Here is a 21639-nt window from a genome sequence, read left to right as displayed (position 1 = left end):
CAACCTTGCGGCCAGCCCCGAAAACCAGTGTAACTTCTCTTGATAAACGTGACCGCCAAAGTCTCTTTCCGGACCGGCCTAAACCAGTCCACGACCCCGCCGACCACGTTTCTCTTTCTTCTCTATTCAATTGTCAAATAACCGACGGTCAATACCGTCCCAGTCTCACCAGAACTGCAAAAATCACCCGAACCAAATCAGGCTCAATTCTCACCAGCTCCATCAGGAAACCCTAGAGCGAGCTCGTCGTCCGCCAGAAGCGCCGCCGCTCTCGTTCGATGGCCGGGTTATAGGCCCACTCATCCGCTTACGTCAACAGACATTTTCAAGAAAACTTCAAAAATGTGTAAGATGTTGTTATTGCTTGTGTTTATAGATTTTTTCGCCGTCGACGCACGCTGCAGGATCCGAAAAGCAGCCAAAAATCTTGTCCAAGTGGTAAAATTCTTTTCGGAGACCGTTTTGCGTGTTCCGCTCCGCCCGCACCCCTTTCCGGCCCTTCTCTCGGATGCAGCGCCGGGCTATTCAGACGGAGAAACCAAGCCGGAGAAAACCATGTCCTTCGCCCGTGATGGCGCCTCCTTTACAGGCGGGGCGCACTAAGATGGGGTCGATCCCCGACACCCTGCCGCGCCTGCCGGTCACGGAGATCCTCCCCGCCCTCGGCGCGGCACTTGCCGCGGGCACCCGCGCTGTCTTGTCCGCGCCGCCCGGCGCCGGCAAGACGACGCTCGTGCCGCTCTTCCTCCTGGACGAGAGCTGGCGAGGGGACGGCAAGATCATCCTGCTCGAACCGCGCCGGCTTGCCGCGCGCGCGGCGGCGGGGCGCATGGCGGCACTGCTCGGCGAGCGGGTGGGCGAGACCGTCGGCTACCGCATGCGGCTCGACCACAGGGTTTCGGCGAAAACGCGCATCGAAGTGGTGACGGAAGGCGTCTTCGCCCGCATGATCCTCGACGATCCCGAACTGTCCGGCGTTTCCGCCGTGCTCTTCGACGAATTCCACGAACGTTCGCTCGATGCGGATTTCGGCCTGGCGCTGGCGCTGGACGTGCAGGCGGCGCTGCGCGAGGACCTTCGTATCCTCGTCATGTCTGCGACGCTCGATGTGGCGCGCGTTTCCGACCTGCTCGACAATCCGCCCGTCCTCGTCAGCGAGGGGCGGGCCTTTCCCGTCGATATCCGCCACCAGGACCGACCGGCCGGCGAGCGCATCGAGGACACGATGGCGCGGGCGATCAGCGCGGCACATCGCGAAGAGAGCGGATCGATCCTCGCCTTCCTGCCCGGGCAGGCGGAAATCACCCGCACCGCCGAACGGCTGGACGGCCGCTTCGGGCCGGAGACGAGCATCGTGCCGCTCTACGGCAACCTCGGCCAGAAGGAACAGGACGCCGCGATCCGTCCGGCCCCTGCTGGCACGCGAAAAATCGTGCTGGCGACGTCGATCGCCGAAACCTCCATCACCATCGACGGCGTGCGCATCGTCATCGACAGCGGCCTGCAGCGCCTGCCGGTCTTCGAGGCAGCGACGGGCATCACCCGGCTGGAGACGGTGCGCGTGTCGCGCGCCTCGGCGGACCAGCGCGCCGGCCGCGCTGGGCGAACCGAACCGGGCATCGCCATCCGCCTCTGGCATGCCGGACAGACGGCAGCGATGCCGGCCTTCACGCCGCCGCAGATTCTTTCCAGAGATCTCTCTGGCTTCATGCTCGATCTCACGCATTGGGGTGTCAGCGATCCCGCCGCGTTGCGGCTTGTCGACCAGCCGCCCGCCGCGGCGGTGGAGGAAGCGCGCAACCTGCTGCGTCTCCTCGGGGCGCTCGACGCACAGGGCGCATTGACGCCGGCCGGAAAACGCATCCGGGAGCTGGCGCTGCCGCCACGGCTGGCGGCCATGATCCTGCATGCCGCCGAAGACGGCCAGCAAGGGGCCGCGGCGCGCCTCGCCGTGCTCCTGACCGAACAGGGCCTCGGCGGACCGGCCGTCGATATCGAGGAGCGCCTGCGCCGCTTCTCCGGCGAACGCGGCGAGCGGGCCGAGGCGGCGCGGAAACTCGCCCAGCGTATGGCCGAGGGTTTCGGCGCGACGAAGGGTGGCGCGGTCCCGGCCCCCGGTGCCCTGCTGCTGCATGCCTTTCCCGATCGCGTCGCCCTGCAGCGGGGTGGCCGGGGGCGGTTCGTCATGGCGAACGGGCGCGGGGCGGAGCTGCCGGAGACCGAGCGGCTCGCCGGCGCCGACATGATCGTCGTCGCCGACCTCACCGGGCAGGCCGGGCGGCAACGCATTCTCGCCGCGGCGGAAATCGGCCGCGCGGATGTCGAGGCGGAACTCGCCGAAACCATCGTGCGGGAGGACCAGTGCGTCTTCGACCGCGCTAGCCGCCAGGTGCGCGCGCGCCGGGTCGTGCGTCTCGGCGCAATGATTCTCGAGGAGGCACCACTCCCGCGGCCAAGCGGACCAAAGGCAGCGCTGGCGCTTGCCGACGGGGTACGCCAGCTCGGCCTTGCCGTGCTGCCCTTTTCCCGCGAGACGGCACAATTGCGCGACCGCATCGGCTTCCTCCACCGCTCGATCGGCGCACCCTGGCCGGATACCGGCGACGAGGCGCTGCTTGCGACACTCGACAGCTGGTTCGTGCCGTTCCAGGAAAACAGCCGCAGCCTCGAAGAGGTGAAGCCCGCAAGCCTCCAGGAAGGGCTGATGGCGCTGGTGCCCTATGAGGTGCAGCGCGACCTCGCCCGGCTGGCACCCACTCATTTCGAGGCGCCGACCGGCCAGCGCCACCCGATCCGCTACGATGGCGACGAGCCGGTGCTGGCGATCCGCGTGCAGGAGCTCTTCGGCCTGAAGCAGCATCCGGCCGTGGCGGGCGGGCGGCTGCCACTGCTGCTCGAACTCCACTCCCCCGCACATCGGCTGATCCAGACGACGCGCGACCTGCCCGGTTTCTGGGCCGGCTCCTGGCGCGACGTCAGGGCGGATATGCGCGGGCGCTATCCGAAACACCCCTGGCCGGAGGACCCGGCAGACGCCCTGCCGACGACGCGCGCCAAGCCGCGCGGAACGTGATCGCGCAATTTCCGGCGATTGCCGGAGGTTTTGCGTCGGAAATTGCAGAAAGACAAATCGTTCCGGGCGTCTCGCAGTTTAGAGCCATTCCGGCAAAGTGCGCAGCGGCTTTGCATCTGCAATTGCTTCAGAACAAGCGGATGAAGCGCTTTCGCGATTCGAAGAAATGCGGAAATGCTCTAGAAGGGCGAATGCGGGTTCGCGAACGGAAGGAAGACGGGATGACGGGTTACCAGGACATCGACTTCGAGGGCTCCGGCCGGCGTCTGCGTCTCGAAACGATCATCCGGCTGCGCTGGCTGGCGGTCGCCGGTCAGTCGATCACGGTCATCGTCGTCGGGCTGTGGCTCGATTTTCCGCTGCCGCTGCTGCCGGCGGCGGTGCTGATCGCGCTGCTCGCCGCGGTCAACTTCTTCCTCGCCGTGCGCTTCGCCCCGACGCACCGGCTGACGCCTGCCTCCGCCTTCCTGCTGCTCGCCTTCGACCTCTGCCAGCTCACGGCGCTGCTTTTCATTACCGGCGGACTTGCCAATCCCTTCGCACCGCTCGTCTGCGTGCCCGTCATCATCTCGTCCTCGCTGCAGCCGATCCGCTTCAGCCTGCCGCTCGGCCTGCTCTCGGTATTCGGCATCACGGCGCTTGCCTTCACGCCCTTTCCGCTGCCCTGGTTTCCCGGCACGCTGCTGGTCGTGCCGCCGATCCTGACGGCCGGGCTCTGGTTCGCCATCGTGTCGACCACCGCCTTTGCCGCCTTCTACTCCTACCGCGTGTCGCAGGAGGCAGCGGAGCTTTCCGATGCGCTCGCGGCGACCGAACTCATCCTCCAGCGCGAAAAGCACCTTTCGCAACTCGACGGCCTGGCGGCGGCGGCAGCGCACGAGCTCGGCACGCCGCTTGCCACGATCAGCGTCGTGGCCCGCGAAATGGAGCGTGAACTCGGCATGGACGACCGTTTCAAGGAAGACGTGCAGCTCCTGCGCAGCCAGAGCGAACGTTGCCGCGACATCCTGCGCCGTCTCACCACGCTTTCGGCAGCGGACGAGGCGCATATGCGCGTGCTGCCGCTCTCCTCGCTGCTGGAGGAGGTGCTGGCGCCGCACCGCGAATTCGGCATCCGCCTCAACCTCGTCGAAAACGGCGAACGCGAGAACGAGCCGGTCGGCAGCCGCAATCCCGGCATTCTCTACGGTCTCGGCAATCTTATGGAAAACGCCGTCGACCATGCGCGCGAGGAGGTGACCATCACCGTCAGCCACACGGCGGAACGGGTGACGATCGTCATCGAGGACGACGGCGACGGCTATGCGGCGGATATCCTCCAGCGCATCGGCGATCCCTATGTCACCAAGCGCCAGCGCGACGAGCGGGCCGGCGGACTGGGGCTCGGGTTGTTCATCGCCAAGACGCTGCTGGAGCGCTCCGGCGCGAAACTGACCTTTGCCAACCGCACCGGCGACCGGCCGGGCGCCCGCGTGTCGGTCGATTGGCCGCGGGGCCGCATGGAGGCAAAGGCCGCAAAATGACTTTACCCACCCCGACTTACGGGTGATAAGCTGATCCTCATCAAGAATGGACGAAATTCGGCCACGAAAGACGAAAAATGGCAGAAAACACCGAACCTCACGCGGCAACCGACGATATCGGGCCCGATCCTTCCCTTCTCCTCGTCGATGACGACGCGCCGTTCCTGCGCCGCCTTGCGCGCGCTATGGAGACGCGGGGCTTTGCCGTCGATACGGCCGAGTCGGTTGCCGAGGGCATCGCCAAGGCCAAGACAAACCCGCCGAAATTCGCCGTGGTCGATCTCAGGCTCGGCGACGGCAGCGGCCTCGACGTCATCGCCGCCATCCGCCAGCGCCGCGACGACACGCGCATCATCATGCTGACCGGCTACGGCAATATCGCGACGGCCGTGAACGCCGTGAAGCTCGGCGCGGTCGATTATCTCGCCAAGCCGGCGGATGCCGACGACATCTTCGCCGCACTGACGCAGCGCCCGGGCGAGAAGGTGGAACTGCCGGAAAACCCGATGTCGGCAGACCGCGTGCGCTGGGAGCATATCCAGCGCGTCTATGAGATGTGCGACCGCAACGTCTCCGAGACCGCCCGCCGCCTCAACATGCACCGCCGCACGCTGCAGCGCATCCTCGCCAAGCGCGCGCCGAAATAGGCTCGGACTTCGGGGGCCCTCATCCGGCCCTTTGGACCACCTTCTTCCCGTCGGGGAGAAGGAAGAGAAGGATGCGACCTCCCGTTTTCCCCTTCTCCCCTCGGGGAGAAGGTGGCGGCAGCCGGATGAGGGGCTCACCCCTCAAAAGCGCCTCAAAGCGATATCACACCGCCGCGTCGCGCTCTCCTGCAACGATGGCCGACATATCAGCCCCCTCGCCCCTTGTATCCGCCGCGAACTCCGCCAGCATCAGCCGGGCCGCGGCGACGCGGGCAAAGGCGAAGGTGACGGATTTTCGCGTCGGCGCCGGCAGCTTGTGCTCCGGCGCCTCGCGGATGATGTGGGCGCCGTAGCCATCCGAGAGGATGAGGCCGCAATCCTCCGGGAAGATATCGAGCGGCACTTCCTTGTGGGTGGCGAAGAACAGCCGGTCCGAGTGACGCCGGTAATCCGGCCATTTGCGGTCCACCCTGAAATCCTCGATCGACGTCTTGATCTCGACAATCCAGATCTCGCCCCTGTCGGAGAGGCTGATGAGGTCCGCGCGCCGGCCGCTGGCCAGCGTCAACTCGGGCAGCACCGCATGGCGCATCTCCGTCAGCATGCGCTGCACGCCGCGGCGCACCATCATGGCCCGGTCGGACTGGCGTCCGTCGACCAGCGGATTGTCATTGTGAATGGAAACGATCGTCATGGGGCACCCTCGGCGAATCGCATTCTATCCGCAAATGCGCCCGGCGAAAAAGTTAAGGGCGCCACGTGATTCGGAGCGCGCGAAAGACTCTCTTAACCGCGCCACACGGATCCTGTGCGGCTTCGGGCCAGCGCTGCGGAAGACCATTGAACAGGCCGGAAAGGCGTGCTTGTCCTGATCCGGACGCGGCGAAAGCGGCAGGCGGGCAGGTCTTGTTGTTGCAAAAAAACAATCACCGGCCTTTTTGCTCAAGTGCAGGCCCGCGCCGGAGCACACAGACTTGCATTGACTGGTTTAATCGAAAATAAACCATAATCGATGAAAGTTCCGCGGCTCGGAACTTCTTAATTTCCTATCAAGAGACTCACATGCGCTTCCGCAATGCCCTCCTTCTGTGCGGCCTCGCAGCAGCCGTCACGCTCGCCGGTTGCTCCTCCTCCTCGACCTCGCTTCCGGGCGAAAAGGTGGCGACCAATGCTATCTTCACATCGGAATATGGCCCTGTTGAGGACAACGGCTATTCCCTGCCGGGTATCCCGATCAACAAGGTGAACACCAAGTTCCACCGCCAGATCGTCGACTACGCGACCAAGGAAAAGCCCGGTACGATCGTCGTCAACACGCCGAACCGCTTCCTTTATTATGTGCTGCCCGGCGGCAAGGCCGTGCGTTACGGCATCGGCGTCGGCAAGGCGGGCTTTGCCTGGCAGGGCGAGGCCTACATCGCCTGGAAGCAGGAATGGCCGACCTGGCATCCGCCGGAAGAAATGGCCGTCCGTCGTCCCGATGTCGCCCGCTACGTCAAGGAAGGCATGGGCCCGGGCCTGAAAAACCCGCTCGGCGCACGCGCGCTCTATCTCTTCAACGAGCAGGGCAAGGACACGCTGTTCCGCCTGCACGGCACGCCGGAATGGGCCTCCATCGGCACGGCCGCCTCGTCGGGCTGCATCCGCCTGATGAACCAGGACATCATCGACCTTTACAAGCGCGTCCGCCCCGGCAAGGGCGCCCGCGTCGTCGTCCAGCAGTAAGCGGAAAAAATCCGCTTAAGAAAGAAGCCGCCGGATCGCTCCGGCGGCTTCTTTTGTTTTGGGCGCTTCCGGCAGGGACAATACCCTGCCGGCGCGAAAAGCGGGATCAGGCCGCAGCGGCCTTCAGCTCCAGGCGGCGGCGGTGGAGAACCGGCTCGGTGTAGCCGTTCGGCTGCTCGCGGCCCTTCAGGACAAGATCGAGCGCCGCCTGATAGGCGATGGAACCGTCGAAGTTACCGGCCATCGGACGATAGAGCGGATCACCGGCATTCTGCCCGTCGACAACGGCGGCCATGCGCTGCATGGTCTCCTCGATCTGCGCTTCCGTGACGACGCCGTGGTGCAGCCAGTTGGCCATGTGCTGGGCGGAGATGCGCAGCGTGGCGCGGTCTTCCATCAGGCCGACATTGTTGATGTCGGGCACCTTGGAGCAGCCGACGCCCTGGTCGACCCAGCGCACGACATAGCCGAGAATACCCTGCGCATTGTTGTCGAGCTCGCGCTGGATTTCCTCCGGCGTCCAGTTCGGCCGGACGGCGACCGGCACCGAGAGGATGTCGGAGAGCTTTGCCCGCGGGCGGGAGCGCAGCGTCGCCTGAACCTCGGCGACATTGACCTTGTGGTAGTGCGTCGCATGCAGCGTCGCGGCCGTCGGCGAGGGAACCCAGGCGGTGTTGGCGCCGGCCTTCGGATGGGCGATCTTCTGTTCCAGCATGGCGGCCATCAGGTCGGGCATGGCCCACATGCCCTTGCCGATCTGCGCATGGCCGGACAGGCCGCATTCGAGGCCGATATCAACGTTCCAGTTCTCGTAGGCGCCGATCCAGGCGGCCTGCTTCATGTCGCCCTTGCGGATCATCGGGCCCGCTTCCATCGAGGTGTGGATCTCGTCGCCCGTGCGGTCGAGGAAGCCGGTGTTGATGAAGACGACGCGCTCCTTGGCGGCGCGGATCGCTTCCTTGAGGTTGACCGTCGTGCGGCGCTCCTCGTCCATGATGCCCATCTTCATGGTGTTCGGCGCCATGCCGACGGCAGCCTCGACGCGGCCGAACAGCTTGCTGGCAAAGGCAACCTCTTCCGGCCCGTGCATCTTCGGCTTGACGACATACATCGAGCCTTCGCGCGAATTCTTGCGGCGGCCGTTCGGGCCGACATCGTGCAGCGCGATCAGCGCCGTCACCATGGCATCCATGATGCCCTCGGGAACCTCGTTGCCCTCGCGATCGCGGATCGCCGGGTTGGTCATGAGGTGCCCGACATTGCGCACCAGCATCAGCGAGCGGCACTTGACCTCGAAAGGCGAGCCGTCCGGCGCGGTGTAGGTGAAGTCGCTGTAGAGCTTGCGCTCGACCGTCTCGCCACCCTTGGTGAACGTCTCCTTCAGGTCGCCCTTCATCAGGCCGAGCCAGTTGCGATAGACGAGGATCTTGTCCTCGGCATCGACAGCCGCGACCGAATCCTCACAGTCCATGATCGTCGTCAGTGCCGCTTCGACATTGACGCCGGCAATGCCGGCCGGATCGGTCTTGCCGATTTCGAAGTCGCGGTTGATCAGGATCTCGATGCCAAGGCCATTGTTCTTCAAAAGCAGATGGCGCCAGCCGCCGTCGCCTTCCGCATGGCCGGCATACTGTTCCGGCCGCTTCAGCGAAACGGCACGGTCGCCTGCGGAAAGGCGCAGGTCCGCACCGGCCTCGATACCGGTGAGGTCGGCCCAGCGGGCGCCCTCGAGCGGAGCCGCCTCGTCGAGGAAGGCCTTGGCCCAGGCGATGACCTTCTCGCCGCGCTTGGGATTGTAACCCTTGCCCTTTTCCGCACCGTCCGTTTCCGGGATCACATCCGTGCCGTAGAGCGCATCGTAGAGCGAGCCCCAGCGCGCATTGGCAGCGTTCAGGGCGTAGCGTGCATTCATGACGGGAACGACAAGCTGCGGGCCGGCGAGGCTGGCGATCTCGGGATCGACATTGTCCGTCGTCACCTTGAATTCACCGCCTTCCGGCAGCAGGTAGCCGATCTCGCGCAGGAAGGCCTCGTAAGCCGCCATGTCCACCGGCGCGCCGTTGGCGCGGTACCAAGCGTCGATCTTCTCCTGCAGCGCGTCGCGCTTGGCCAGCAGCGCGCGGTTTTCCGGCGCAAGGTCGTGCACGACGGCGGAAAACTCATCGAAGAAACGCGCAGCGTCCACGCCCGTGCCGGGAAGCGCCTCCGTGACGATGAAATCATGTAGGTCGCGGTCGATCGAAAGACCGGCTTTCTCGATATAGGTCATGTAAAAAACTCCGAATGACGGGACGAGGGGGGAGTATCCCGAATGCTGCCACTTTCCGGAGACGGGCATGCATAGTCAATTCGGCAATGACATAAAGAATTTATTCCCGTTCGGATAAAATCATACGATAGGCGCGCGCCGACCACCGCGAAAGGCAGCCGGCGAGGCCAAAGAACGGGAGACCGTCAGCTCTCGTACGCAATGCGCGGCCGGCCGCTGGCGATCGCGGTGAAGCGCGCCTCCATGAGCTTGCGGCGGCCTTCCACCTCCGGCGCGTCGATCTCCTCGGTGAACGTCACCGCCGGCTCGTCCGCACCGTTGATCCGGGCCGCGGTGAGCGCCGCCGTCATCGCCCGCTCCTTCGCCAGCGCGAAGGCCTCGCTTTCGTCGACAAAGCGCGCGCTTTCACCCGTGCCGCCGACGATGAAGATGCCCTCTTCCGGCATGGTCACGAAGACCGTGACCATGGTGCGCACCTGACCCACCACCGCGCCGACCGCATTGGCAACGCCGGCGTCGGCGGGAATGGCCGATTCGGCGCCCAGCATGTCGGCGATGGCGGGATAATAGACCGGCGCCGAGGCACCGAGGCCGACGAGTGGCCGGTCGAGCGCGATGCGGAACCGCACGATGCCCGGCACGCGGTGCAGCGCGCGGTCGATCGCCAGCGAATGGACCGGATCGATCGCCCCTGCCCCGTCATCGGCAAGGCAGGCCGACAGGATGACATCGGCCGACTGCCGGGTAAGGCGATCGACGAGGACGCGCGCCAGGGCTTCCGGACTGTCGGCGATCGGCCGGCCGGAACCGTCCCGCGTGCGGGCGGCGATCTCCAGTCCGAGACGGGCGGCCGTGGCATCCCACTGCCCCTGGCCGCCGAGCACATGCATGGCGTCGGAGGGTGTGATGCCGCAGATATGCACGAGGCCGCGCGCAACCAGCCGGTCGAGCGTCACCTTCTGCAACATGGTGGCGAGCAGCCCTTCCAGCGGAAGCGGCACCATGCCGATCTTCTCGTAAAGCGCCTGTTCCTGCGGCTGGAGGCCACTCGCCAACCGTTCCGGCACGCCGGTGCGCACAGCGAAGCGTCCATCGTGCCGCCCGGCATGGGGCGCACGCATCTGGCGCTCCAGCACCGGGACGATTGCATCCGGATGCAGCGCCGAGGCAAGGCTCAGCGGCATGAAGCGGCGCGGCCCAAGCTCGATCTTCGCCTTCAGGCCGCGATCGTTGATGCGGACTTCCGAATCGCCGCCGAGGCCGAAGGTGCGCATGGCGACCGCCTCGACCATGGTGCGATAGCCGCCGACGACGGCGCCTTCCGCATCGAGCTTCGGCCGCCCGCCGTCGAGTACCGCCACATCCGTCGTCGTGCCGCCGATATCGGAGACGATGGCATTGTCGAGCCCGGTCAGGTGCCGCGCGCCGACGAGGCTGGCTGCCGGGCCGGACAGGATCGTCTCGATCGGCCGCAGCCGCGCCTCGGCCGCCGCGATCAGCGCCCCGTCACCGCGCACCACCATCATCGGCACATGGATGCCGCGACGGTCGAGATAGTCCTCGCAGGCGCCGATCAGCCTGTCGATCATCGAGACGAGGCGGGCATTGAGCAGCGTCGTCAGCGCCCGGCGCGGCCCGCCGAGCTTGGAGGAAAGTTCGTGGCTGCAGGTAACGGGCAGGTGCGAGACCTCGCGGATGCGCGCACGAACCCGTTCCTCGTGCGCCGGATTGCGCACGGCGAAATAGCCGGCGACGGCAAAGGAGGAGACGGTCTCGGCAAGGACCGGCAGGGCATCGTCGAGTGCGCTCATGTCGAGCGTCGTCTCGTCGCCATGCACATTGTGCCCGCCGGGCAGGAACAGCACTGGGTCGTTGCCGAGCGCATCGGCAAGGCCGTCGCGCTTCAGGTCCTCGGGACCGAAGCCGATCATGACAAGGCCGGCACGGCCGCCCTGCCCTTCCACCAGGGCGTTGGTCGCCAGCGTGGTGGAGAGCGAGACGAGACCGATGGCCGAGACGGGAGCCTTTGCCGCTTCCAGCACCGCTTCGACGGCACCGGAAATACCGACCGAGAGATCGTGGCGGGTGGTGAGTGCCTTGGCGCGGGCGACGACGCCGGCGGTTTCACTGTAGAGCACGGCGTCCGTGTAGGTGCCGCCGGTATCGATGCCGAGTAACAAATGGTCTGCCACGAGAATTCTTCCGTACCGCCTGCCGTCTCTTTTCAAAGCAGGCCGTGAATGGTGTTATTGCCTGAGGTGTTATGACATGTCCGGGCCGAATGCCACCATTCCCCCGGCGACATAAGGTGAAAGAACGAGGAGCGTACCCTGTGATCGACCCCACCCCGCGAAAGCCGCTTCTGGCTGCCCTTCTTCTCGGCGCCGCGCTTCTGGCCGGCAGCCAGCCCGTCGCCGCCCAGGAGGAGAACGACGAGCAACAGTACCAGGCGCAGATCCCCGACGTCTCGGTCTACAAGGCGATGCTGGATGCCAACAAGCAGACGGGCTGGGTGCAGTTCCGCAATTTCGCCGACCAGCAGCTGATCTATTTCACCACGCTGCAGACGATGCATTGCCGCCTGTCGGAGATCCGCTATTCGATCAACAACGACACGCTCGACCAGCGCTTTCCGCTGGCCAAATGTGACCCTGAACTGCCCTTCAACCTGCCGTCGGACGAAACGCAGAACTGGATCTATATCGATCTGAAGCCGGGCGAGGCGGAAACCATCGCCGTGCAGGCGGTCTGGGACGACGGCAGCGGCAGCGAGATCGTCGTCTACCAGCCCTGCAAGAACCCGGAAGCGACCTGCGCGGCGATCAAGACGATCAAGAAATCGAAGAAGCGCCTCGACGAGCCGTCACCCGCAACGCCAGTCCGTTAGCTGGCTGCGTCGTCAGGCGCTGCACGGGCCAGGGCCGCGTGTTTTCCGTCATGTCGAAACGGAAACGGCGCATCAGAACGCCGAGCGCGATGATCGCCTCCTGCATGGCGAAGGTCGCGCCGATGCAGATGCGCGGCCCGGCGCCGAAAGGTAGGTACTGGAAACGGTGGATCGCTTCGCGGTTTTCCGGGAGGAACCGTTCCGGCATGTAGGCGCGCGGCTTCTGCCAGAGCAGCGCGTGGCGGTGCAGCGTCCAGGGCATGACGAGGATGGTGACGTCCTTGGGGATCTCCACCCTTTCGCCCTTAGGGCTCACCCAGACATCGTCGGCGATCGCCTCGCGGTTGATCGAGGGCGCCGGCGGATAGAGCCGCATCGCCTCCTCGAAGGCGGCGCGCGTCCAGGGCATGCGGTCGAGCCAGTCGACGGGGTCAGCGCCGCTCGACAGCACCCGGTCGATCTCCTCTTCCATCGCGTCCCGCACATGCGGCGAGTTGGCGACGCAGTAGAGCGTCCAGGCGAGCGCCCGCGCCGTCGTCTCGTGGCCGGCGCCGATGAAGGTGAGGATATTGTCCTCCACCTCCTCCATGGTCAGCCCCTCCGGCCCCGCCGCGCGCAAAAGCAGGGTTAGGAAGTCGTTCGGCGCGGCTTCATCGTCCTTCATGCGCCCAAGACGCAGGTCCATCGTGTCGCGCACGATCCCGCGGAACTTCTTCAGCACCTTCAGCCCGCCGATCCGCGTCACGCGCGGCACCCAGGACGGCGCGCGCAGGAGATCCATGGGATCGACGCGGCCCATCGAATGCAGGAGGTCCTCGACATCGTCGGCAAAACTTTCCGACTGGGTGACGATCTCGCCGGAAAACAGCGTCTCGGAGAGGATGGCGAAGGCGAGCTCCGTCATGTCGTTGCCGATGTCGAAGACCGTGCCGTCCGACCCCTCGTATTTCTGCGCATAGAGTTCGGACTGCGCCAGCATCTGGCTGGCAAAGCCCTTGGCATGGCGCGGCGTGAAGATCGGCGCGACGGCCTTGCGCGAGCGGCGCCACACCCCGCCCTCGGCCGTCAGCAGCCCGTCGCGCAGGATCGGGCGCAGCACGAGCTGGCGCACCACGGCCATCTTGTAGTTCTGGGCATTGTCGACGAGCAGGTACTTGATCAGGCCGGGATCGTTGACGATCAGCGTCTTCTCGCCGAAGAAGCTCGTCATGATCCAGGGCAGCGTGTAGGAGGGCTCGCCCCAGAGCTCCAGCGGATTGCGGAACACGGTGCGGATGATCTCGAGCTTCGAGGGCGGCACGGTGCGCGGGATCGGCGCCGGCGGTTCGAACGGCTCGGGGCGCATGTCCATCATCGGGCTCCTTTCAATCGGCTCTTCGTGGAAGGTGAGCCGAGAGGTAGGCCGAAGTTAGAGCAATTCCATCAAAAGTGCTTGAGCGTTCTGCGTCCGGACTTCTGGAAAACTAGAGCAGGCCCTGGAGTTCCGCCAGCTTGTCGTTGATCAGCCAGCCGTAATAGTTCTCCTCCGGCCAGGTCACTTCGCCGGAGGCGCGGCGTGCGGCAAAGGCGGCGGCGCGCGCGTCGGGATTGCCGATATTGTAGAGCGTCGCCGTCAGCCCCGGATTCTTCGAGATATCGACCCCGGCGATCGTCTTGTAGGCGTCGATCGAGCGGCGGATCGAGGCGGCCATGTAGGCAAGCGATATATCGGGATCCATGATCGCCTGGTAGACGCCGGCCGCATCGTTCTCGTCGAGCCGGTCATAGCCGGAAATGCGCGCGACGTCGTCCGTCAGCGTCAGCGCCGTCAGCGGATTGATCTGGCCAAGCCCGAAGGTCTGGCCGGCATAGAAGGGCTGGAAGAACACCGCGCTGAAGCGGTTGTTCGGGAAGGACGTGCCGCCGACCGTGCGGCCCTTGAACGTGCGGTTCCACACCGTCTCGCGGCAGGTCCAGAGCGCATAGGAGCCCTTCTTGTCGGCGCATTTGGCAAATTCCGGCCGGTCGACGAAGTCGGCGACGTTTTCGCCGTCATAGGCGAAGCGGAACGAGCCGGTATAGGACGCCGCCTTCACATAATAGCTCTGCAGCCGGTCATAGGCGTCGACATTGTAGGTATGCTCGCCGACGATCGCGCCGACCATATGGATGGGCGCAATGCCGTATTTGCCGGCAATGGACTTGATCTTGCCGGTCAGCTGCCCGTCATTGGCGATGAGATCGCGCACCTTCTCGTATTTCGCGTCGAAGGAGGTCTTGCCTGCCTTGGTGCGGCGCGTCGAGGCGCCCGGGATCTGCGGCTGCTCGGCATTGCGGTTGCCGGATGGCACCACATCGATCGCCAGGGCCGTTGTCTGGCTCTGGACAAGGAGGGCGGCTGCAAGGGCAAGCACGGAAATGAGCTGTCGCACGGGTCCGGTTCCGTCTTCTCGTAATGTCGGCATGGCAAGACCGATGCAACGCAAACATGTCGGAATGATGCCAAAATGCGTGCCATGCCTAGGCCGCACGGCGCCTCCTGTCGAGAGGCCTTGCCTGCAAAAATCCGGCACCGGCGGCCGCAAGGGCGGCCACCGGTGCGCAAACGTCACAGAATGTAGCGCGACAGGTCGGTATTGGCGGCAAGCGCGCCGACATGCTTGTGCACGTAGGCGGCGTCGATGAGGAGCTTGTTGCCGCCCTTGTCCGGCGCCTCGAAGGAGATCTCGTCGAGTACCCGCTCCATCACCGTCTGGAGACGCCGCGCGCCGATATTCTCGACGCTCGCATTGAGCTGCACCGCGACATCGGCCAGCGCGTCGATACCGTCCTCGGTAAAATCGAGCTCGACGCTTTCCGTCGCCATCAGCGCCTTGTACTGGCGGATGAGGCTCGCCTCCGTCTCCGTGAGGATGCGGCGGAAGTCCTCCTTCGTCAGCGCGCGCAGTTCGACGCGGATCGGCAGGCGGCCCTGCAGCTCGGGCAGGAGGTCTGACGGCTTGGAGACGTGGAAAGCACCGGAGGCGATGAAGAGGATGTGATCCGTCTTGACCGGCCCGTACTTCGTCGCAACCGTCGTGCCCTCGACGAGCGGCAGCAGGTCGCGCTGCACGCCCTCGCGGGAGACGCCCGCGCCCATGCCACCGTCGCGCGCCGCGATCTTGTCGATCTCGTCGATGAAGACGATGCCGTCGTTTTCGGCCGAACGGATCGCCTCGCGCTGGATCTGCTCGTTGTCGAGCAGCTTGTCGGATTCGTCGTCGATCAGGATCTTGTAGCTGTCCTTGACCGTCGTCTTGACCTTCTTGGTGCGCCCGCCCATCGCCTTGCCGAACATTTCGGAAAGGTTCAGCACGCCGATATTGGCGCCGGGCATGCCGGGGATCTCGAAGCCGCCGGGCATGCCGCCGCCCGTATCGGCAACATCGATCTCGATTTCCTTGTCGTCGAGTTCGTTGCCGCGCAGCTTTTTACGGAACGAATCGCGCGTTGCAGGCGAGGCCGTCGCGCCGACCAGCGCATCGAGCACCCGTTCCTCGGCATTCATATGGGCCTTGGCCGTCACCTCGGTACGCTTCTTCTCGCGCACCAGGCCGATGCCGACCTCGACGAGGTCGCGCACGATCTGCTCGACATCGCGGCCGACATACCCGACCTCGGTGAACTTGGTCGCCTCGACCTTGACGAAGGGCGCACCGGCAAGCTTGGCAAGGCGCCGCGAAATCTCGGTCTTGCCGACGCCCGTCGGCCCGATCATCAGGATGTTCTTCGGCATCACCTCGTCGCGCAGGTCCGGCTCCAGCTGGTGGCGGCGCCAGCGGTTGCGGAGCGCGATGGCGACAGCGCGCTTGGCGTCATGCTGGCCGATAATGTAGCGGTCGAGTTCGGAAACGATCTCGCGGGGGGAAAAGTTAGACATCAGCTTTCCGTTTCTAGCAACGGTCCCGGGCCATCATCAGCGCCGGTCCGTCCTCAGTCATGCGTTGATCGAAAGCATGGAATCCGGCCTTTTCATAGGCCCGGATGGCATGCGCATTGTCGGGATGCGGATCGAGCACGACCCGTTCCATCCCCTCGGCGAAAACCCTTTGCACAAAGGCTTCGATCATCGCCGGCCCGTGGCCGATACCGACCATATCGGCAGGGCCGATGAACTGGTCGATGCCGACGGTGCGTTCGGGCCGGTCGCCGAAGGACAGATCGTCCGCCGCGATCCGGTAACATTGCAGATAGGCAAATTCCTTTCCATCATGGAGCACGATGAAGGACTCCATCGACGGCTCGTCGAAATCCGCCTTGATGCCGGCGACTTCGTCCGCCGGTTCGCCCCACCAGCGCCGGACATGCGGCACGTTCAGCCACCGTTCCAGCATCGGCAGGTCGGCGTCCGTCACCGGCCGGAAGGCATAGGCCTTATCGGTCGGCATCCAGCGTCTCGACCACGAAATTGTGGTTGGTGTAGACGCAGATGTCGCCGGCGATCTGCATGGCGCGCCGCGCGATCTCTTCCGCCGACTTGTCCGTATCCATCAGCGCGCGGGCCGCGGCATAGGCATAGTTGCCGCCCGAGCCGATCGCCATGGTGCCGTGTTCCGGCTCCAGCACGTCGCCATTGCCGGTCAGCGCCAGCGTGACGGACTTGTCGGCGACCAGCATCATCGCCTCGAGCCGGCGCAGATAGCGGTCGGTGCGCCAGTCCTTGGCAAGCTCGACGGCCGCGCGCATCAACTGGTCGGGATATTGCTCGAGCTTGGCTTCGAGCCGTTCGAGCAGCGTGAAGGCGTCCGCCGTGGCGCCGGCAAAACCGGCAATGACATCGCCCTTGGCAAGGCGGCGCACCTTGCGCGCATTGCTTTTCATCACGGTCTGACCAAGGCTCACCTGGCCATCGCCCGCCATCACCACCTTGCCGTCCTTGCGGACGGTGATGATCGTCGTGGCATGCATGGAAGCGTAGGGATTGTGTTCACTCATGAATAGACCTCTGGGGCCCGGAGACCGGGCGGGTACCGCCAGCGAGACGGCTTCGTTACGTCCTATGTAAGCGGCGTTTCGGCAATTGCAAACGCCGGCGGCCTCCTTGGCACCCCTCCGCCGCCAGGCCGCTGCGCGACCCCTTACGGCACCGCCGCGGGTCTGCGTCTCACTGCAAAATAAACCTTGCTTTCCCCGTGCGATGAGCAGGTTATGGTCTCCCGTCAACAAAAGGGGTTACGGCAATGGCCAAAGGACAGGTTCGCAGCAACAAGGAAACGCGCAAACCCAAGAAGGACAAGGTGGCAGCCAAAGCCGCACCCACTCTGGGCTCGCAGGTGAAGAACAGCGAGAGCGCAACGAAGAAGAAGTGAGGGGGCGGCGGGCGATGCCGGCATGCTTGCATCGCTCTCCCCAACCCGCACGCCCCTCCTACCCCCCTCCTCCGTCATCCTCGGGCTTGACCCGAAGATCCACTCCTCACGGCACACCGGAGGATGTGACATGGATCCTCGGGTCAAGCCCGAGGATGACGGAGGGTGTGGCAACGGCTTCCCAATGTGGCGACGTGCCTGATCACGTCGGCGTCGATCCCCACTTCTGCCCTTTTTTACACCCCGATTTTCCCCGTCTCCAAAACCCGTCCTATCCTGAACGTCCTTTCGCTGCCGGACGGATCGCGTAACGTGTCGATGCGGGCGGGAGGAGGCGCTTTCGATGTCCGCCGAAACGTACGGCGGGGGCGAAAGAGGCGTGGAGCGCCACGGTGCCTCGCAGCCTTTCCCGTTCTCAGGGATCAGGCCAGCGGGTGAGCGCCGTGTGCGGAGCTTCCCCCTTCCCCGGGTCGCGGGGTCGGTTTGGGTCCGCCATGCAAGCAGGATGGTGGCGCATGCCCCCGAAAAGTGCGGAACGCGGTTTTCGGACAAGGCCTATGCGCCAACACACTGTGCAGCGAAGCCTGCCATGCCTGAAGGAGGATGAGACCACCTCCGAAGAACGCCTTGGGCCGCGCGAAAGCGAAGCCATCCATATACCCCTTCCAGAGGCAACGCTTTCGCGCGGTTCTCCGGACCGGACTGGTTTCAAACCCCGATGGGCGACCTGCGGGCCGTTTCCCCCTGCACCGAAAACCTGCGAAACACTGGCCTTTTCCCAAGAGCCCTGTTAAGGAGCGGCGACACTCTACCGGAGACCGCAATGAGCCGCACCGCCAGCGTTTCGCGCAAGACGAACGAGACCTCCGTCGCCGTCACCGTCAATATCGACGGCACCGGCACGTCGACCATTTCGACGGGCGTCGGTTTCTTCGATCATATGCTCGACCAGCTCGCGCGCCATTCGCTCATCGACATGGACATCAAGACCGAAGGGGACCTGCATGTCGACGACCATCACACGGTCGAAGACACCGGCATCGCCATCGGCCAGGCCATCGCCAAGGCGCTCGGCGACCGCCGCGGCATCACGCGCTACGCCTCGCTCGATCTCGCCATGGACGAGACGATGACCCGCGCTGCCGTCGATGTTTCCGGCCGCCCGTTCCTCGTGTGGAACGTCACCTTCTCCGCCCCGAAGATCGGCACCTTCGACACCGAGCTGGTGCGCGAGTTCTTCAACGCGCTCGCCCAGCACGCCGGCATCACGCTGCATATCCAGAACATCTACGGCGCGAACAACCATCATATCTCGGAGACGTGCTTCAAGGCCGTCGCGCGCGTGCTACGCACCGCGACCGAGATCGATCCCCGCCAGGCGGGCCGCGTTCCCTCGACGAAGGGTTCGCTGGCCTGAGCAAGGCACAAGATGGAGGCCTGTCGATATGGCCACGTTCCTCTTTCTGATACCGCCGGGTGCAAAATCCCAGGATGAGAACGCCCGGATCATCCGTGATCGTTTTTCGTGGATCGCGTTCTTCGTACCGTTCCTCTGGCTGCTGTGGCATCGCGCGTGGCTGGCCGCAGCCCTTGTTTTCGCGCTCGCCGCGCTGGGCTCCGCCATTTCCGAGCATCCGGTCTTCGGCCTTGCCGGCCTCGGCATCTGCCTTGCGACCAATCTTCTCGTCGCGCTTGAAGGCCCCACGATGATCGCCGCCGGCCTGCGCCGGGCGGGCTGGACGGTGGACGCGGCCATAGCGGCAGACGACCGTGCAACGGCGGAAGAGATTTACTACATGGACATCAGGACCGGCGAACCGGAGACGCGTCATACCGTTTCCCTGCCGGCAGCCGAAACCTCCCCGCGCCGGCACGCTCCCATGCTCGGCCTCGTCGGTTTCAAGGAAGGACGCTGAGATGCGCGTTGCAATCATCGACTACGGTTCGGGCAACCTGCGCTCGGCCACCAAAGCCTTCGAGCGTGCCGCGCGCGAAGCCGGCATCGATGCCGAGATCGACCTGACGGACAAGGCCGAGCGCGTCGCCGGCGCGGATCGCATCGTGCTGCCCGGCGTCGGCGCCTATGCCGATTGCCGTCGCGGCCTTGATGCCGTGCCCGGCATGGTCGAGGCGCTGCGCGAGACCGTCGAGGCGAAGGCCCGCCCCTTCCTCGGCATCTGCGTCGGCATGCAACTCATGTCCTCGCGCGGCCTCGAAAAGACCACCACCGAAGGCCTCGGCTGGATCAGGGGCGATGTCGTCAGGATGACGCCCGACGATCCGGAGCTGAAAATTCCGCAGATCGGCTGGAACACGCTCACCCGCCGCTACGCCCACCCGCTCTTCGAGGGCATTCCGGAGACGCTGCACGCCTATTTCGTGCACTCCTACCACCTCGCCGCCGAAAACCCTGACGAGGTGGTCGCCACGGTCGGCTATGGCGGCCCGATGACCGCCTTCGTCGCTGACGGCAACAAGGCCGGCGCGCAGTTCCATCCGGAAAAGAGCCAGTCGCTCGGCCTCGCCCTCATCACCAATTTCCTGCGCTGGAAGCCGTAACATGATCCTCTTTCCCGCCATCGACCTGAAAGACGGCCAGTGCGTTCGCCTCAAGCTCGGCGACATGGACCAGGCCACCGTCTACAATCCCGACCCGGCCGCCCAGGCGAAAGCTTTTGAAGACCAGGGTTTTGAATGGCTGCACGTTGTCGACCTCAACGGCGCCTTCGCCGGGGAAAGCGTCAACGGTGCTGCCGTCGATGCCATTCTCAAGGCGACGAAGAACCCGGTGCAGCTCGGCGGTGGCATCCGCACGCTGGATCATATCGAAAGCTGGCTGGCGCGCGGCCTCTCCCGCGTCATCCTCGGCACCGTCGCCGTGCGTGATCCCGCGCTCGTCATCGAGGCCTGCAAAAAATTCCCCGGCAAGGTTGCCGTCGGCATCGACGCCAAGGGCGGCAAGGTCGCCGTCGAGGGCTGGGCGGAAGCCTCCGAACTCGGCGTGATCGAGCTTGCGAAGAAGTTCGAAGGTGCCGGCGTTGCCGCGATCATCTACACCGACATAGACCGCGACGGTATTCTGGCCGGCATCAACTGGGCCTCGACGCTGGAGCTTGCCGACGCCGTCTCCATTCCCGTCATCGCCTCCGGCGGCCTTGCCTCGATGGACGACATCCGCCGCCTCGTCGCGCCGGATGCCCGCAAGCTCGAGGGCGCGATTTCCGGCCGGGCGCTCTATGACGGGCGGATCGATCCCGCCGAGGCGCTGGCCATGATACGAGGAGCAGCCGCATGACCCTCAAGGCCCGCGTCATTCCCTGCCTCGACGTGAAGGACGGCCCGCGACGCCCGCAGCCGCATAGCGGCGAGGACGCGCAAAACAAGAAGAAGGAGGCCGTCCTTTGACCCTCAAAGCACGCGTCATTCCCTGCCTCGACGTGAAGGACGGCCGCGTCGTCAAGGGCGTCAGCTTCGTCAATCTGGTCGATGCCGGCGATCCCGTGGAATCGGCGAAAGCCTATGATGCGGCCGGTGCCGACGAACTCTGCTTCCTCGACATTACCGCTTCCTCGGACAACCGCGACACGATCTTCGACGTCGTGGCGCGCACGGCCGACCATTGTTTCATGCCGCTCACCGTCGGCGGCGGCGTGCGCGCGGTGGCGGATATCCGCAAGCTGCTGCTTGCCGGCGCCGACAAGGTCTCGATCAATTCGGCCGCCGTCGCCAATCCGGATTTCGTGGCGGAAGCGGCCGACAAATTCGGCAACCAGTGCATCGTCGTCTCGATCGATTCGAAGAAGGTTTCGCAGGACGGCGAGGAAGACCGCTGGGAAATCTTCACCCATGGCGGCCGCAAGCCGACCGGCATCGACGCCGTCGCCTTCGCCGAAAAGATGGTGGAACGCGGCGCGGGCGAGCTGCTGCTCACCTCCATGGACCGCGACGGCCAGAAGGGCGGCTATGACATCGCCCTGACCCGCACCATCGCCGACCGCGTCTCTGTGCCGGTCATCGCCTCGGGCGGCGTCGGCACGCTCGACCATCTCGTCGAGGGCGTGCGCGACGGGCATGCGACGGCAGTACTCGCCGCCTCCATCTTCCACTTCGGCACCTATACGGTGGGCGAAGCGAAACGCTACATGGCCGAGCATGGCATTGCCATGCGGCTCGACTGAGGAGAGAGCG

General features: G+C 65.1%; 19 protein-coding genes. 11 read left to right on the top strand and 8 right to left on the bottom strand.

All coding sequences use genetic code 11. The features are described 5' to 3' along the window. The first annotated feature begins 604 nt into the window (after positions 1-604). The 3 genes from hrpB to AKG11_RS21390 all read left to right on the top strand — a co-directional run bounded on the left by hrpB (position 605) and on the right by AKG11_RS21390 (position 5243). Positions 605-3073, top strand: coding sequence for an ATP-dependent helicase HrpB (hrpB, locus tag AKG11_RS21400; RefSeq protein ID WP_050745401.1), 2469 nt, complete (start codon positions 605-607; stop codon positions 3071-3073). 221 nt (positions 3074-3294) lie between these two features. Then, on the top strand, positions 3295-4596 hold the full coding sequence (locus AKG11_RS21395; RefSeq protein ID WP_050745400.1) for an ActS/PrrB/RegB family redox-sensitive histidine kinase: 1302 nt from the start codon (positions 3295-3297) through the stop codon (positions 4594-4596). 77 nt (positions 4597-4673) lie between these two features. Beyond that, positions 4674-5243 carry an ActR/PrrA/RegA family redox response regulator transcription factor gene (locus AKG11_RS21390; protein ID WP_023514408.1) on the top strand — a complete coding sequence of 190 codons (570 nt, stop codon included), beginning with the start codon at positions 4674-4676 and terminating at the stop codon, positions 5241-5243. Positions 5244-5406: 163 nt separating this feature from the next. Here AKG11_RS21390 and AKG11_RS21385 read toward each other — a convergent pair whose 3' ends face one another. Further along, positions 5407-5937: an MmcB family DNA repair protein gene (locus AKG11_RS21385; RefSeq protein WP_023514409.1), complete on the bottom strand. Its 531-nt coding sequence runs from the start codon at positions 5935-5937 to the stop codon at positions 5407-5409. Positions 5938-6305: 368 nt separating this feature from the next. Between AKG11_RS21385 and AKG11_RS21380 the strand changes: the two genes are divergently transcribed. Beyond that, positions 6306-6968 carry a L,D-transpeptidase gene (locus tag AKG11_RS21380; protein WP_024270131.1) on the top strand — a complete coding sequence of 221 codons (663 nt, stop codon included), beginning with the start codon at positions 6306-6308 and terminating at the stop codon, positions 6966-6968. Positions 6969-7074: 106 nt separating this feature from the next. On the opposite strand, the gene AKG11_RS21375 is transcribed toward AKG11_RS21380, so the two are convergent. Together AKG11_RS21375 and AKG11_RS21370 are read right to left on the bottom strand one after the other, a co-directional pair. Then, positions 7075-9237 carry a malate synthase G gene (locus AKG11_RS21375; RefSeq protein WP_050745399.1) on the bottom strand — a complete coding sequence of 721 codons (2163 nt, stop codon included), beginning with the start codon at positions 9235-9237 and terminating at the stop codon, positions 7075-7077. Positions 9238-9422: 185 nt separating this feature from the next. Continuing rightward, positions 9423-11429, bottom strand: a complete 2007-nt coding sequence (locus tag AKG11_RS21370; protein ID WP_050745398.1) for a hydantoinase/oxoprolinase N-terminal domain-containing protein — start codon at positions 11427-11429, stop codon at positions 9423-9425. A 140-nt stretch (positions 11430-11569) separates the two neighbouring features. Here AKG11_RS21370 and AKG11_RS21365 point away from each other — a divergent pair, with 140 nt between their 5' ends. Then, on the top strand, positions 11570-12124 hold the full coding sequence (locus AKG11_RS21365; protein ID WP_050745397.1) for a hypothetical protein: 555 nt from the start codon (positions 11570-11572) through the stop codon (positions 12122-12124). On the opposite strand, the gene AKG11_RS21360 is transcribed toward AKG11_RS21365, so the two are convergent. The 5 genes from AKG11_RS21360 to hslV form a co-directional block, all read right to left on the bottom strand. Beyond that, positions 12069-13475 (bottom strand): cytochrome P450, encoded by a 1407-nt coding sequence (locus AKG11_RS21360; protein WP_023512675.1) that lies wholly within the window; start codon positions 13473-13475, stop codon positions 12069-12071. The genes AKG11_RS21365 and AKG11_RS21360 overlap by 56 nt on opposite strands. A 112-nt stretch (positions 13476-13587) precedes the next feature. Continuing rightward, positions 13588-14535 (bottom strand): DUF1402 family protein, encoded by a 948-nt coding sequence (locus AKG11_RS21355; RefSeq protein WP_023512674.1) that lies wholly within the window; start codon positions 14533-14535, stop codon positions 13588-13590. A gap of 176 nt (positions 14536-14711) precedes the next feature. Further along, complete coding sequence (gene hslU, locus AKG11_RS21350) at positions 14712-16022, bottom strand: ATP-dependent protease ATPase subunit HslU (RefSeq protein WP_023512673.1); 1311 nt, start codon at positions 16020-16022, stop codon at positions 14712-14714. Between the two features lie 13 nt (positions 16023-16035). Continuing rightward, positions 16036-16530: a GNAT family N-acetyltransferase gene (locus tag AKG11_RS21345; RefSeq protein ID WP_050745396.1), complete on the bottom strand. Its 495-nt coding sequence runs from the start codon at positions 16528-16530 to the stop codon at positions 16036-16038. Then, complete coding sequence (hslV, locus tag AKG11_RS21340) at positions 16517-17077, bottom strand: ATP-dependent protease subunit HslV (RefSeq protein WP_023512671.1); 561 nt, start codon at positions 17075-17077, stop codon at positions 16517-16519. The genes AKG11_RS21345 and hslV overlap by 14 nt, the downstream gene beginning before the upstream one ends. Before the next feature lie 245 nt (positions 17078-17322). Between hslV and AKG11_RS35715 the strand changes: the two genes are divergently transcribed. From AKG11_RS35715 to hisF, 6 genes are all read left to right on the top strand, one after another. Beyond that, positions 17323-17451 carry a hypothetical protein gene (locus tag AKG11_RS35715; protein WP_023512670.1) on the top strand — a complete coding sequence of 43 codons (129 nt, stop codon included), beginning with the start codon at positions 17323-17325 and terminating at the stop codon, positions 17449-17451. 823 nt (positions 17452-18274) lie between these two features. Further along, entirely contained in the window at positions 18275-18868 is a 594-nt protein-coding gene (gene hisB, locus AKG11_RS21335; protein WP_023513689.1) for an imidazoleglycerol-phosphate dehydratase HisB, read from the top strand. Between the two features lie 28 nt (positions 18869-18896). Next, on the top strand, positions 18897-19367 hold the full coding sequence (locus tag AKG11_RS21330) for a DUF2628 domain-containing protein (RefSeq protein ID WP_050745395.1): 471 nt from the start codon (positions 18897-18899) through the stop codon (positions 19365-19367). A 1-nt stretch (position 19368) separates the two neighbouring features. Continuing rightward, on the top strand, positions 19369-20010 hold the full coding sequence (gene hisH / locus AKG11_RS21325; RefSeq protein WP_050745394.1) for an imidazole glycerol phosphate synthase subunit HisH: 642 nt from the start codon (positions 19369-19371) through the stop codon (positions 20008-20010). 1 nt (position 20011) lies between these two features. Further along, on the top strand, positions 20012-20746 hold the full coding sequence (gene hisA / locus AKG11_RS21320) for a 1-(5-phosphoribosyl)-5-[(5-phosphoribosylamino)methylideneamino]imidazole-4-carboxamide isomerase (protein WP_050745393.1): 735 nt from the start codon (positions 20012-20014) through the stop codon (positions 20744-20746). 106 nt (positions 20747-20852) lie between these two features. Beyond that, a complete protein-coding gene (hisF, locus tag AKG11_RS21315; protein ID WP_023513684.1) occupies positions 20853-21629 on the top strand; it encodes an imidazole glycerol phosphate synthase subunit HisF in 777 nt (258 codons plus the stop codon). Positions 21630-21639: the final 10 nt, after the last annotated feature.

The sequence above is a fragment of the Shinella sp. SUS2 genome (genome assembly GCF_001262505.1).
In the GTDB taxonomy this organism is placed as follows: Bacteria; Pseudomonadota; Alphaproteobacteria; order Rhizobiales; family Rhizobiaceae; genus Shinella.
Note: the sequence above shows the minus strand (reverse complement) of the source record. Positions and strands in the feature narration are given on the sequence as shown.